A 14,429-nucleotide genomic window follows, 5' to 3' on the forward strand; every position below is an offset into this window, starting at 1 on the left:
TTTGATAAGGTGCAGGGACAGGGAGGCTGAATTCTTGTCCTTGCGCCTTTATCTTTATTTATTGAGTTTTAAAATTAATGTAATTTTAAAGAAGAGATTTTCAAAGAGAAAAAATGATGAGAAAAAGAGTAACTTATAAAATCGGCGAACATGATTTAATTTTAGAAACCGGTTATTTGGCAAAACAGGCCAACGGTTCTATTTATGCGGAATATGCCGGTTCCGCAATTTTAGCTACAATCTGTGCCTCGGGACAGGCTCAGGAAGGTTTAGACTATGTCCCCCTAACGGTTGATTATAACGAAAAATATTATGCAGCCGGAAAAATCCCCGGAGGCTTTATAAAAAGAGAGGGTAGACCAAAGGATAAGGAAATCCTTGTTTCCCGTCTTATAGATAGGCCTATGCGCCCCTTGTTTAACAAAGAATTCGGACGGGAAATTCAGCTTGTTCCTACATGTATTTCAACGGATATGATAAACCCGCCCGACATCCTTGCAGTTATCGCGAGCTCTGCAGCCGTTCATATTTCGGATATACCCTTTGACGGCCCCGTTGCAGCGGCCCGTGTTGCCTATAAAAACGGCGAATACATTATAAACCCGACCTTTAGTCAAATTGAAACGGCCGATATGGAAATCGTAGTTGCCGGAACAAAAGAGGGCATTACGATGGTCGAAGGCGGTGCTAACGAGGTTTCCGAAGAGGTAATGCTCACAGCCTTGGAAAAAGCCCATGAAATGATCAAGGCTCTTTGCAAGATGCAGGAAGATTTACGCGAACTTGCCGGAAAAGAAAAACTTCCCCTCGTTCCCCTTGAAGCCGAGCTTGAAAATAAGCAGGCAATTTATGACGAAGCCTTCCCTCGTTTAAGCAAAACCCTCTATCTTTCAACAAAGATGGAACGCCGCGAAGAATCGGACAAGGTAAAAAAAGAATTGGCCGAAAAATATGCCGAACAGCTTGAAGACGAAATTCAGCTTAAACTTTTTAATGCCCTCTTTGAAGAGATGGAGTATAATATTTTAAGAACCAATATCTTGGACAAGGGCTTGAGGGTTGACGGAAGAGGCACTAAGGACATTCGTCCCATTACCTGCGAAATCGGAGTTCTTCCCCGTCCCCACGGTTCGGCAGTCTTCACACGAGGCGAGACCCAGTCCTTGGGTGTTGTAACTATAGGAACGGTCTTTGACGAACAAATATATGATGACATCGAAGGCGACAGAAGAGAAAACTTTATTCTTCACTATAACTTTCCGCCCTTCTCGGTAGGAGAGGTCGGAAGGCTCGGAACGGGCCGAAGAGAAATCGGGCACGGAAACCTTGCACACCGCTCCCTTTATCCGATGGTTCCCGAAAGGGAAAAATTCCCCTATACTGTACGTGTTGTTTCGGAGGTTTTGGAATCAAACGGTTCTTCTTCGATGGCTACCGTATGTTCGGGAACCCTTTCCATGCTCCACGCAGGCGTTCCCATGAAAAAGCCGGTTGCAGGTATTGCCATGGGGCTTATCACCGAAGGAAATGACCGCTATGCCATTCTTTCCGACATTCTTGGAGAAGAAGATCACTTAGGCGATATGGACTTTAAGGTTGCAGGTACGGCCGACGGAATTACGGGTTTCCAGATGGACATAAAGATTGCAGGTGTTTCGCCTGAAATTATGAAAAATGCCCTTGCACAGGCCAAAGAAGGAAGAATGCACATCCTCGGCATAATGAATCAGTGTATTTCCGCTCCCAATGCGGAACTTTCCCAATATGCTCCAAGGGTTGAGATGATGACAATACCCGAAGACAAGATAGGTGCTCTAATCGGCCCCGGCGGAAAGAATGTAAAAGCTATTTCGGATAAGTATAATGTAACAATCAATACCGAAAATGACGGTACTGTAACCATTTACGGCAAGGACGGAACTTCGGATCTTAAAGGCGCAAAGAGTATTGTTAAGGGAATCACAAGCGATCCCGAAGTCGGAATGATCTATGACGGAACCGTAAAAAAGATTATGGACTTCGGTGCCTTTGTCGAAATCCTTCCCGGAAAAGAAGGCCTTTGCCATATTTCAAAACTTTCACGCTCCAGAGTCGAAAAGGTTTCGGATGTGCTTAAAGAAGGACAGGAAATACCCGTTAAACTTTTGGAAATCGATAAGCTAGGAAGGCTCAACCTTTCTTATGTCGATGCTCTTGAAGAGCGTTCCAAATAAAAAGGAGCATGGAGCCGGTTGTTCGGCCCATGCTTTTAAATTTTGCGCATGGTGATTTTAGGAGATTGTAAATGGAAGTTTTTACAAAATTAAAAGAAGGTGCCCTTTTACCGGAATACAAAACGAGCGGATCTGCCGGAGCGGATTTGCGGGCCCTTATTGAAGAACCCATTATCTTAAAACCCATGCAAAGATGCTTAATTCCTACAGGCCTTTCAGTCGAATTACCTAAGGGAATTGAGCTTCAAGTGCGTCCCCGATCGGGGCTTGCCCTAAAACACGGCATTACCGTTTTAAACACTCCCGGCACTGTAGATTCGGACTACCGCGGAGAGCTCGCCGTTCTTTTAATAAATCTCGGAAATGAAGACTTTAAAATAGAAAACGGAGACCGTATCGCCCAAGCCGTTATTGCCCAAGCTATTCAGGCTGATTTTGTTCAAAAGGATGAGCTATCCAATACCGAACGCGGAGCAGGGGGCTACGGTTCTACAGGAATAGCATGATTAAAAAGAGCGTAGTTTATGAGAGGTCTGTCGTTTAATCATAAAACAATCTTTGTATATGTTTTTAAAGAACTCCTTTTATATTTTATAGTTTCTTTTTTGTTCTTCTTTTTTATTTTTTTTGTAAATCAGATTCTTTTAATGGCGGAAGAAATCCTATCTAAAAAAGCTCCCACAAAAGATGTTTTATTGCTCTTGTTTTATTCTCTTCCGTTTATAATAGCTACAACAGCTCCATATGCAGCCTTGATCGGAACCCTCATGTGTTTGGGCCGTTTTTCGGCTGACCATGAATTTATTTCGATGAATGCTCTAGGAATTTCGACCTCCTTTATTTTGATTCCGGTTTTTGCTTTAGGAGTTTTTGTTTCGGTAGGTTCGTTTATAACAAACGATATTTTGATTCCGCGCGGGACGATAAAATTTAACGAGGTGCTTTACAATATTGCTTCTTCGACTCCTGCTCTTGAACTTGAGTCTTATTCGGTTAAGCGTAATGAAAATTCGATAGTTGTTTCCGGCTTGATAAAGGATAATTCAATCCATGATCTTTTAATAATCGATTCAAGTCAGAGAGGAGCAAAAAGATTTTTATCTTCATCTAAAACCGATGTAAAAAAATCCAACGACAGATCGATTATCATGCAGCTTGAAATGCTCAATCCTCGTCTTTTAAATTTGGATTTAAACAATAGATCTAAATTCGATGTTGTCTATGGGGAAAGTATAACCTACAATGTTCTTGCAAAGGATGTTGCCCCTAAGTTTATTTCGAGTGCAGGCCCCGACAAGATGACTTCTTATGACCTAATAAAGGACATAAAGCAAAAAAAGGAAGCCGGTGATACGAGCCCGCGTCTTTTGAATATCTATATTATGGAGCTTCACCGTAAATTTTCGGTTCCATTCGGAGCCTTCTTTTTTGTATTGTTGGCTTTTGCTATAAGCCGTGCCGGTAAGACCTATGATCAGAGTACGGGTTTTATAGTGGGGCTTTTAATTTCAGTTGCTTATTGGGCATTTTTAATAGGCGGGCAAATGCTTTGCCTTGAATCGGGCCTAAATATAAACGGTGCTCTTGTAATGTGGTTTCCGAATGTTTTATTGGTTATTTGCACGGCTGTGATTGCAATAAAGAGGTTCTTAAAATGAGACTGCTTCAAAGATATTTGCTTAAACTTTTTATACCAACCTTCGTTGTAGCAATGCTTTTTTTTATCTTGCTTTTGCAGTTGGGAGACTTATTTGCCAACATAGTTGCCTATCTTCAAAACGGAGCACAGTTTAAAGATATTGTAAAAGTTATGTGGCTCTACATTCCTAAATGTATTGCTTATTCCGTGCCCTTGGCAATTCTTTTTGCCGGCTCTTACACCATGGGAAATTTATATGCCCGCAATGAGCTTACATCGATATTTTCGGCGGGAATATCGTTAGGACGTTTTACTCTTCCCCTTTTGATTTTAGGATTTTTCTTTTCCGTAGGGATGATTTTTTTTGAAGACAATGTGGTTATAAAGTATTTTTATGAAAAAACGCAGCTTTCAAAAAAACTTTTGCAAGAAGAAGAAAGTTTGGATACTCAAGATTTGGTAATTTTATCCGAACTCGGAAAAATCGTATACACGGCCGATTATTTTAATGCAGAAAATAAAACTCTTGCAAATGCCTACATAGTAGTCCGTGACGAGGGTGGAAATTTATCGTTGATTATTAAAAGCTCTCATATGGTCTGGAATGAAGACCGTTGGACTACTGACAGTGCTGAAGTCTACCGATTTGATGAAAAAAATAGTGTAAGCTGTTTGAACCATATTCCCGATAATATAATTCTTTCAGAGTCTCCTTCTAATTTTCAAAAAAATCTAAGCTCAGTCGATGAAATGAGAATTTCGGAAGCAAAAGAATTTATAGCTGCCCTTAAAAAAAACGGCCTTCCGTATTATGAGGCCCTTTCAAAATATAACAGGCGCTTTTCATTTCCGTTTACGATTTTTATAGTCTTATTTTTTTCGATTTCTTTGGGCGGTAAATTTAAAAAGAATATCCTGTTGATGAGTATCTTGTTCAGTTTAGGAATAGCAACTCTTTTCTATGTTACGGAAATGGTGACTATGTTATGTGCAAAATGGGAATACATTTCGCCCCTTGCAGGAGCGTGGACTCCTATTTTTATATTCTCTATTTTAAGTATCATTTTACTAAAAAAATCGCGGACTTAGGGCCGGACATTTCTAAAAATCTGATAAAGTTTTTAAAAGATGCCCGCAAGGACCTTAAAATCTAATTACTTGATAAAAATTAAAAAATAACATAAATTACGACTAACTAGAGGTGAGAGGATTATGAAGATAATAAATATTTTTTGGATTGTGTTGGGCTTTATTTGTCTGGGCCTTGGAATTATAGGTATCATCATGCCTATTTTACCGACAACACCTTTTTTTATTGTAACAGTCCTATGCTTTGCTAAGGGCTCCGAAAGACTAGAACGATGGTTTATGAGCTCATCTTTTCATAAAAAATACATTCAAAGCTTTTACGAAAAAAAGGGTATGACTTTAAAAAACAAGCTTATCATACTTTCCTTTGCCTCAATCATGCTTGCAGCCGCTTTTTATTTTTCGGCTAAACTATATGCCCGAATTTTAATAGCCTGTGTATTTTTGGTTAAATATTACGTATTTATATTTAAGATAAAAACTCTTCCGGATGATGAAAAATCGGCAATAAAAGCAGATGCGGGTTGTGTTGAAAAAAGATAAAATAAAGGCCTTTTTACGGCATTGACTTTTTTTTAAAATTTATGTTATACTATACTTTCTGATATTCCGTAGTGCTGGCGGATAAATTAAGGAGATAAGGCTTATGCCTACAATTAATCAATTGATAAAAAAGGGACGCAAATCTGCTGCAGTTAAGACAAAGAGTCCTGCTTTGCAGTCTTGCCCCCAAAAGCGCGGTGTTTGCACCAGCGTTAAGACAATTACGCCTAAAAAACCGAACTCGGCCTTAAGAAAGGTTGCCCGTATCCGTTTAAGTAACGGAATCGAAGTAACCGCTTATATTCCCGGTATCGGACACAACTTGCAGGAACACTCTGTTGTTCTCGTAAGAGGCGGACGTGTTAAGGACCTCCCGGGTGTACGCTATCACATTATACGCGGTACTAAAGACGCTCTCGGTGTAGAAGACAGAAAACGAGGCCGCTCCAAGTACGGAGCCAAGAGGCCCAAGGCTTAGGGGGTAAAAAATGGGTAGAGGAAAAATTACTGCAAGACGCCCTGTTGCTCCCGATAGCAAGTACAATAGTGTGGTAGTTACCCGCTTTATCGGAAGAATGATGCTTTCAGGTAAAAAGAGCATTACTACAAAGATCATGTACGATTCTTTTGATAAAATCAAGGAAAAAACCGGCGAAGAACCATTGGCCGTTTTTTCAAAGGCCTTGGACAACGTAAAACCCGTTGTTGAAGTAAAGTCCCGCCGAGTCGGAGGTGCCACTTATCAGGTTCCTATGGACATTCCGGAGGGAAGGCGAGAAGCCTTGGCCATGCGCTGGATTATCGGCGCTGCTCGAAAAAGAAGCGGTCACGAGATGTCCGAAAGATTGGCTTCAGAGCTGATCGATGCATACAACAACACCGGAACAGCCTTCAAAAAGAAGGAAGAAGTTCACAGAATGGCCGAAGCAAACAAAGCTTTTGCACACTTCAGGTGGTAGTTCAAAGGGGAGTTCGGAATACGGACTCCCTTTTTTTGTAAATATTTTATCCGCCATGGACGGCGGATGAAAAATGTACAAGGATGTACATTCATAAATGGACACGGATGTCCATGGTTCCAAACTTCGAGAGTTTTGCGTAAGCAAAACTCTAAGATGAAAAATATACACGGATGTATATTTTTCATCGACCCCCTTGTATATTATTCTTTTTTTTATTATACTGTAACGTCTTGTATCTTGAAAAGTATTATGACTTTTCGGTTTTATAAAATCATTTAGGAGAAACTGCCTGTTTCCTCCTAAAAATCTATAAAGATGAGGTATTGATTATGGGTAATGATATTTCTAAGATGAGAAATATCGGTATTAGTGCACACATTGACTCCGGTAAAACAACTCTTTCGGAACGAATTCTTTTTTATTGTGATAGAATTCATGCTTTACACGAGGTCCGCGGAAAAGACGGTGTGGGTGCTACGATGGATAATATGGAGCTTGAAAAGGAACGAGGTATCACGATTCAGTCAGCTTCAACTCAAGTTAAATGGAAGGATTATACGGTTAACGTAATTGACACTCCCGGGCACGTAGACTTCACAATCGAAGTTGAACGCTCTTTGCGCGTTTTGGACGGAGCTATCTTGGTTCTTTGTTCTGTCGGAGGTGTTCAGTCCCAGTCTATCACTGTTGACAGACAGTTAAAACGCTACCATGTTCCCCGAATTGCGTTTGTAAATAAGTGCGACAGAACGGGAGCTAACCCGTTTAAAGTTAGAATGCAGCTTAGGGAAAAATTAGGACTCAATGCTTATATGATGCAGATTCCCATAGGTTTGGAAGACAAGCTTGAAGGCGTTGTAGACCTTGTTACCATGAAGGCTATGTATTTTGAAGGCGAAAACGGTACCCAAATCCGCATGGCCGAAATCCCCCAGCATCTTTTAGCCGATGCCCAAAAATACAGGGAAGAAATGATTGATGCCGCTACCATGTTCTCCGATGAACTGGCAGAAGCCTTTTTGGAAGGTGCCGAAACCGAAGAAATGATAAGAGCTGCAGTCAGAAAGGGAACCCTTGCAGAGCAGTTTGTTCCCGTCTTCCTCGGTTCAGCTTATAAAAATAAGGGTATCCAGCCTCTTTTGGATGCCGTAGGTTATTATCTTCCCGATCCGACGGAAATCGAAAATACGGCTTTAGATATCGATGAAAATGAAAAGCCCGTCGTTCTCGGTACGGATGAAAACGCTCCCGTCGTTGCATTAGGCTTTAAGCTTGAAGACGGAAAATACGGACAGCTTACCTACGTCCGAGTTTATCAGGGAACTTTAAAGAAAGGTGAGGAGCTTTTTAATACCCGCGCCAAAAAGAAGTTTAAGGTAGGCCGTTTGGTTCGAATGAACTCTGCAAGTATGGAAGATATTAACGAAGGCGGTCCCGGTGACATCGTAGCTCTTTTCGGTATTGACTGTGCTTCGGGAGATACATTCTGCGGAGGAAACTTAAACTATGCAATGAGCTCCATGTATGTTCCGGATCCCGTTATCTCTCTTTCTCTTACACCGAAAGATAAGCAGGCTGCCGATCAAATGTCCAAGGCTCTTAACCGCTTTACAAAAGAAGACCCGACTTTCAGAAGCTATGTAGACAAGGAATCGAATCAGACCATTATTCAGGGTATGGGCGAGCTTCACTTGGAAGTTTATATCGAGCGAATGAAGAGAGAATATAAGTGTGATGTTGAAACAGGTATGCCTCAGGTTGCTTACAGAGAAGCTATTACCCAGAGGGCAGACTTTAACTATACTCACAAAAAGCAGACAGGCGGTTCCGGTCAGTTCGGCCGTGTTGCAGGCTTTATTGAACCCATTACCGAACAGGATTATGAGTTTGACAATCAGATAAAGGGAGGAGCAATTCCTTCGGAATTTATACCTTCTTGCGATAAGGGCTTTAAAGAAGCTATCAAGAGGGGTACCCTCATCGGATTCCCGATTGTCGGAACTAAGGTTACTATAAATGACGGACAGTCCCACCCGGTAGACTCCTCGGATATGGCCTTCCAAGCTGCTGCAATCGGTGCCTTCCGTGAGGCTTACAAGGCTGCAAAACCTGCAATTCTTGAGCCCATTATGAAGGTTTCTATTGAAGGACCTCAGGAATTCCAAGGTAATATCTTCGGTCTTATTAATCAAAGACGCGGAATTATTATTTCATCAACTGAAGACGATAACTTTACCCGTGTAGATGCCGAAGTTCCGTTAAGCGAAATGTTCGGATTTTCTACCATTCTGCGTTCTTCAACACAGGGAAAGGCTGAATACTCTATGGAATTTGCCAAGTACGGCAAGGCTCCGGCAAGTATTTCGGAAGAACTGATAAAAGAATACGAAGCTAAAAGGCTTGCAGAAAAAAAATAAGGAGGCTCTGTAATGCTTAAAGAAGATTTGATTGAAAAAAGCCCGATGAGAAAACTTGAAAAAGCTCTCGGCGGCGGCTTGGCAGCAGGTGAGGTAGGTGTTGTTACATCAAAAAAAGGTGTAGGAAAAACATCTATTTTGGTTCAGTTCGGTTTGGATAAACTTTTACAGGACAAGCCTGTTGTTCATATATCGTTCAGTCAGCATGTAGACTATGCCATAACTTGGTATAATGATATGTTTAATGAACTTTCAAAGAAAAAGAACCTGGGCAATGCTCCGGAAGTAAAGGCTCAGGCCTTTTCAAAGAGGATTGTTTTAAACTTTAACCAAGATACGGTTAGAACTACTCAGATTTTAAAGACAATCAGGGCTTTATTTGAAGGAGGTTCAAAGCCGTCTGTAGTTATGATTGACGATTTTAATTTTGCAAAGGCTCTCCCCGAAGCAATGAAGGAAATGAAGACTTTTGCCAAAGAAATGGGTGTTGCCGTTTGGTATACGGCTGCCGCAGATGTTGCTTCTTTTGAAATCGATGAGAGCTTGAAGAAGTATGTTGATGAGATTGATGTACTTCTCTATCTTGAAAATGACGGAGATTTTGTAAGGATTAAGGCTTTAAAAGAACATGGAAACGGAGCTTCCGATACCGGTTCTTCTTTTGATGCTAAAACCATGCTTTTGAGCGAAAAATAATCCGTAAGACTATTAAAAAAAGCCGTGTAAGGTTGGTACCCTGCACGGCTTTTTTATTGTATGTTGATTGTGAAGATTAACCGGGAAAAAGCAGGTGTTTACCAGACTAATTTCTTTTTTACTTCAACCTTAGAGACTCCGAAAAGTCTCTTGATTTGTTCTTTTTTGTAATTTGAGCGGGAAAGTTTATTATATTCATCAGCTACCTTTTGAAGGTCTTCTTCGGATTCGGTATAAACGGCATAGGCTGCGGCAGCCCTAAAAGCTCCGGCTTCTAAAAGTTGGTCAAGATTTTTATTTGAATTTTTTGATAGTCTTGCCTTATCTACTATAGCTGAATTTCCGTCATAACCTATTGTGTTTATAAAATCTTTGATTTCCATAACTTCTCTCCAATTTAACTTTTTTATAAATCAACAACCCCGACGCGAGGTCGGGGTACAGTACTCAATGTTTCGCACTGTATGTTCTCATAAGGTGGTTGCAGTCGGCTTTAATACCCTTCGTTACGACGCAAGCGTCGGGGTATTAAACCCTCCGCACGAATAAAGCCGGCTATGTTTTATAAGCCGGCTCCGTTTTTGATACCTTAAAGCATCACACCTTTGTAAAGCTTTCTTTTCCTACTCCGCAAAGGGGGCATACCCAATCATCAGGTATATCTTCAAATGCTGTTCCGGGAGCAATTCCACCGTCGGGATCGCCTAAGGCCGGATCATACACATATCCGCACAAATCGCATACATATTTATCCATTTCATACTCCTTAAATGATGTGATAAAACACTCTATGTTTCATATAATACACTTTTTTTTGTTAATCGGCAAGTAATTTATCCAGGTTTTCCGATAAATTAACGAGATTTTTATTTGAAGGATTTAGGGCCAATACTTGGCCGAGATAATATTTTGCTTTTTTGTAATCTTTAGTTTTTAAATACCATTCATACATAGCAAAAAGAGAGTCTTTGTTTCGCGGGTTTGACAAGAGGCTTGATTGTAGAAAATTTAAATATTCACTTGAATTGCCCTGTTCCAGTTTTGCATTATAGTAATACAAAATCGATTTAAGCTGCGAATCGGCTCCCTTCATTTTTTGATTTATTACCTGCTTTACGGTTTGATAATCCTTTCCTGCATATAAAGCTTCCATATAGAGGTTTATAAAGGAATTTGAAGGATTTTTTGTATTTGCATAAAGCTGCTTTGCAAGGCTGAGTGCCTTTGATGTTTGACCTGCACCAAGGTATGAGGTTAATAGAAGTTCTTTGTTTGCCTCGCTGGGGTATTTCGCGGCTAAGTCTTCAGCCGATTCTACTGCTTGTGCCCATTTTCCATTATTAATATCGTTTTTTACCAATAGGGCCAAGGCTGACGTATTTTTCGGGTAACCTTCCAAGACTTTGCGGATGAAAAAGTCGGCCGGTTTATTGTCTATCTTGGTTGAAGCTTCAAAGCAAATTTCCGCACATGCTAAAAGAACATTAAAATCTTCAGGGTAGTATTTATAAGCTTCGGTTAAAAATTCGGATGCTCGAATCAGATTTTTATTCCATTCTTTTGTTAGCCGGGCTCTATATAGAAGATAGTTTTTTGCAGTTTTGTTTTTGGTTGAATAAGCATCCAAAAGAGAGTTTGCTTTTAGGTACTCTTTTTGTTCTATCAATATTCTTATCCGTAAAAGGAGTGCGGAGATGTTTTCAGGCTCCTTTTTTAAAACCGATACAATGTTCTCCGAAGCCTTGTTTAAATCGTTTTTTGCTATATGAGCTTGAGCATATAAGAGTTTAACTTCAGTATTGTTATTGTAGATGTTGTTTAGTGTATCGGCTATTTTTAAGGCTTCAGTTCCGTTACCTGATTCGGCAGCAAAGTGCCCGTATTTAAAACCGGCAGGATAACAAGAGGAATCAAGCTGCCAAGCTTTTTGGTATAGGGTAACAGCTTCAGTCAATTTATTGGTTTTTTCCTTATAAAGACCTAAAAGATAATAGGCTAGGACGGACTGAGGTCTTAGCTTTTGAGCTTCCATAAGTCTTGACTCTATATCCTCGGAATATTGTGCAAGCGTTGTGTCGGAAAAATTATCATTGGCTAAAACCAATGTAGGAATTATAAGGCTTAAAAGACCGTCTTTTTTTGTTGAAACAGGATATAATCCGGATTTTACCTCTTTTAGAGCCTGCAAATAAGGTTCATCTTCGACATAGGCTGGCGGTTTAACACCATTTGTTTCTAATGGATATACAAGATACATTATATCTGCAATTATTTTTAGATAAAGTTTGTTCTCGCTTGTGAGACCCTTGCTGTCATTTTGGATAAAAAGAACCGCTTCTTTTAGGCTTGCAGGGGAACCTTTTTCTATGAGGGCTGCAAGGGTTGAATCGAGCTTTTTTTCGGCAAGTTCATTTTTTCCGGGGAGAGAAAGAATGGTGCCTTCCCCTATAGGCTTTAAGCCTGCTCCATTTTGCTCTATAGAACCTATGGGCTTATCTTCCACAACTGCTTTTTTTGTGCTTACACAAGAAAAAAAAGGCAGACAGCACATTATGACTGCAAAAACTAGGAGAGAACGATATTTATCTGCAATTTTTTTTACGTAAAAGCTCACTTCTATATTATAATATATTTTAATAATGTTGCCAATATCTTTTTGAAATCTTAATTAAGAATTTTCATTCGTGTTGATTTCAACTTTTTTCTTTTATTACTAGATAATTTTGACAAAATATATTAAAATGAGAAATAAATATTTAGTTTGGGGCTATAATGAAAATTAGGACATCGGTAAATTTATTTTTGGCGCTTACTTTGATTATTGTTGTATTTGGAGCTTTAACTTCAACCATTTATTATACAAGATCATTTATAGAGGATGTTTTTTATAAAAATATTCATTATATTTTGGACTCTTCTTTTTCGGAGCTGCAAAGAGATCTTGAAAGCGGTTTACTTCTTTCACAAAATTTTGCAAGGCAGGACAATTTGATAAGATGGTTTGGATCTTATGAAGAGGAAGGAAAAGACGAGGAAGATATAAAAGCCATGATGTTAAGGTTGGCAAGCGATGAGAAGTTCACTACCTGTTTTGCCGCATCCGGATTGACAGGTTCTTATTATGTAGTTAAAGATAAAAAGGTTGTACGGGATAAATTATCTGAAGATAATTCGGCCGATTCATGGTTTTATACCCTTTTAAAAGAAAAAGAAAATATATTTTATAATATTGATTATAATAAGACCTTAGCAGCTGTAAATTTTTGGTTTGATTATAAAGTTGTTAATAATAGAGGTGAAACCTTAGGACTTGCAGGTGTGGCCGTTAATTTGGATAAGGCTGTAGAAAAAATGAAAAAATCCATACCCAGTGATAATTCGTGGCTGGCTTTTATTGGAAAGGATGATGAGGTTATAATATCCTCTAACTCCGAGGTAATAGGAAAAAAATTAGAACTTATTACCGGCAGCCTGATTCCGGTTAAAGGTATTTCAGAGCTTTATTATTACACGGATAAAGATTTAGGTAAGGTCATTATTGCAAAAAAACAATTAAAAAATTTCCCCTATTCAATTATGTTTTTTGCTCCTATGGGTGATTTTGTGCCATCCATACTTTTAATTTTACGCCTACCTATTATTTGGTCATTTGGTATTTTGCTTATTGTGTTATTGCTTAGCTCCTTTTTATTAAGACTCTCTTTTGCCCGTTTTGCTAAAATGAATAAGGTATTTAATAAAATAGCCGAAGGAGATTTTAGCATAAGGGCTGATGTTTCAAATGATGAAGTTGGAAGTATAACCTCGGTTTTAAATAACGCAATAGAGAAAGTCAGTGCTTCCTTGGCAAGTATTGGGAAGCATGCGGATAAGATGCAGGGGATATGTGAAAATTTATCTGCCAATATGGTAGAATCCGCTGCCGCCTTAAATGAGATTACGGCAAATATTGATGGAGTTAGAGGACAGGTTCTCACTCAAAATTCCAGTGTAGAAAGTACGGTCAGCAAAGTGGATGAAATATCCAGAGGTATTTCAGAGCTTGATGTTCATATCGATAATCAAACTGAAAGTTTTATGTCTTCTACAAAGGCTGTAGGAGAAATAGTTTCAAATATTGAGGGTGTAAGAGGAAAGGCACAAGATAATTTAAAAGCCATTAAAGAACTTGAACAGACAACCCACCAAGGAAAAGAAACGGTAAAGTTAGTCGTAGATATTACCGGAATCGTAACCGAGCAATCTGATGGACTTTTAGATGCAATTTCCGTTATCCAAAATACGGCAAGTCAGACAAACCTTCTTGCAATGAATGCTGCGATTGAAGCTGCTCATGCCGGAGAAGCCGGAAAGGGTTTTGCCGTTGTTGCCGATGAGATTAGAAAACTTGCCGAAGAATCCGGAGAGCAGGGTAAAAATATTACAAAGGTTTTGGAAGAATTAAAAAGCAAGATCGAAAATCTAAACGGTGTCGGTCCCCGTGTTTCCGAGCAGTTTGAAAAGATAAGCTCTATGATGGATTTTATTTACCGCCATGAAGACGGAATGATAAGAACTATGAATGAGCAGCTTAAAGATGCAGAGGCGGTCTTACACGAAATACACGGAATGGAAGAGGTAAGCCAAGCTGTTAAAAAAGGTTCCGATGAAATGCTTTTAAAAATAGAAAAAATTTCACAGGAGCTTAAAACTCTTTCTTCTCTTTCAGAAAATATAACTCAAAGTATGACCGAGATGTCGATTGGTGTAGGGCAGGTGAACAAAACCGTTCAAGATGTAGCCGATATTGCAAGAGTGAATAAAGAAACGGCTTCCGGGGTTGCTTCGGAAATTTCAAAGTTTAAGGTGTGAGTTTAGAGGCTGCCTTAAG

General features: G+C 39.5%; 13 protein-coding genes. 10 read left to right on the forward strand and 3 right to left on the reverse strand.

Annotated elements, in window-relative coordinates; genetic code table 11:
* Positions 1-116 precede the first annotated feature (116 nt).
* From pnp to E4N80_RS02145, 9 genes are all read left to right on the forward strand, one after another.
* The gene (pnp, locus tag E4N80_RS02105; protein WP_080613101.1) at positions 117-2,213 is read left to right on the forward strand and encodes a polyribonucleotide nucleotidyltransferase; all 2,097 of its coding nucleotides are present in this window, start codon (positions 117-119) and stop codon (positions 2,211-2,213) included.
* A 71-nt stretch (positions 2,214-2,284) separates the two neighbouring features.
* Positions 2,285-2,719, forward strand: coding sequence for a dUTP diphosphatase (gene dut / locus E4N80_RS02110; RefSeq protein ID WP_002670520.1), 435 nt, complete (start codon positions 2,285-2,287; stop codon positions 2,717-2,719).
* 18 nt (positions 2,720-2,737) lie between these two features.
* Positions 2,738-3,871, forward strand: coding sequence for an LptF/LptG family permease (locus E4N80_RS02115; protein WP_253700073.1), 1,134 nt, complete (start codon positions 2,738-2,740; stop codon positions 3,869-3,871).
* Entirely contained in the window at positions 3,868-4,941 is a 1,074-nt protein-coding gene (locus E4N80_RS02120; protein WP_253700074.1) for an LptF/LptG family permease, read from the forward strand. Before E4N80_RS02115 ends, E4N80_RS02120 begins: the two co-directional genes overlap by 4 nt.
* A 123-nt stretch (positions 4,942-5,064) precedes the next feature.
* Complete coding sequence (locus tag E4N80_RS02125; protein ID WP_253700076.1) at positions 5,065-5,484, forward strand: YbaN family protein; 420 nt, start codon at positions 5,065-5,067, stop codon at positions 5,482-5,484.
* Positions 5,485-5,587: 103 nt separating this feature from the next.
* A complete protein-coding gene (rpsL, locus tag E4N80_RS02130) occupies positions 5,588-5,962 on the forward strand; it encodes a 30S ribosomal protein S12 (protein ID WP_002670535.1) in 375 nt (124 codons plus the stop codon).
* A gap of 10 nt (positions 5,963-5,972) precedes the next feature.
* Positions 5,973-6,443 carry a 30S ribosomal protein S7 gene (gene rpsG / locus E4N80_RS02135; protein ID WP_002670537.1) on the forward strand — a complete coding sequence of 157 codons (471 nt, stop codon included), beginning with the start codon at positions 5,973-5,975 and terminating at the stop codon, positions 6,441-6,443.
* A 332-nt stretch (positions 6,444-6,775) separates the two neighbouring features.
* Positions 6,776-8,863 carry an elongation factor G gene (gene fusA / locus E4N80_RS02140; RefSeq protein ID WP_002677520.1) on the forward strand — a complete coding sequence of 696 codons (2,088 nt, stop codon included), beginning with the start codon at positions 6,776-6,778 and terminating at the stop codon, positions 8,861-8,863.
* A 12-nt stretch (positions 8,864-8,875) separates the two neighbouring features.
* Complete coding sequence (locus E4N80_RS02145) at positions 8,876-9,559, forward strand: P-loop NTPase family protein (protein ID WP_253700078.1); 684 nt, start codon at positions 8,876-8,878, stop codon at positions 9,557-9,559.
* A 98-nt stretch (positions 9,560-9,657) separates the two neighbouring features.
* On the opposite strand, the gene E4N80_RS02150 is transcribed toward E4N80_RS02145, so the two are convergent.
* The 3 genes from E4N80_RS02150 to E4N80_RS02160 form a co-directional block, all read right to left on the reverse strand.
* Complete coding sequence (locus tag E4N80_RS02150) at positions 9,658-9,942, reverse strand: hypothetical protein (protein ID WP_253700080.1); 285 nt, start codon at positions 9,940-9,942, stop codon at positions 9,658-9,660.
* Positions 9,943-10,156: 214 nt separating this feature from the next.
* On the reverse strand, positions 10,157-10,315 hold the full coding sequence (gene rd, locus E4N80_RS02155) for a rubredoxin (protein ID WP_002670545.1): 159 nt from the start codon (positions 10,313-10,315) through the stop codon (positions 10,157-10,159).
* Positions 10,316-10,376: 61 nt separating this feature from the next.
* Complete coding sequence (locus E4N80_RS02160; RefSeq protein ID WP_253700082.1) at positions 10,377-12,173, reverse strand: tetratricopeptide repeat protein; 1,797 nt, start codon at positions 12,171-12,173, stop codon at positions 10,377-10,379.
* A gap of 158 nt (positions 12,174-12,331) precedes the next feature.
* Between E4N80_RS02160 and E4N80_RS02165 the strand changes: the two genes are divergently transcribed.
* On the forward strand, positions 12,332-14,410 hold the full coding sequence (locus E4N80_RS02165; protein ID WP_253700083.1) for a methyl-accepting chemotaxis protein: 2,079 nt from the start codon (positions 12,332-12,334) through the stop codon (positions 14,408-14,410).
* Positions 14,411-14,429 lie beyond the last annotated feature (19 nt).

The organism is Treponema denticola (genome assembly GCF_024181605.1).
GTDB classification, from domain to species: Bacteria; Spirochaetota; Spirochaetia; order Treponematales; family Treponemataceae; genus Treponema_B; species Treponema_B denticola_B.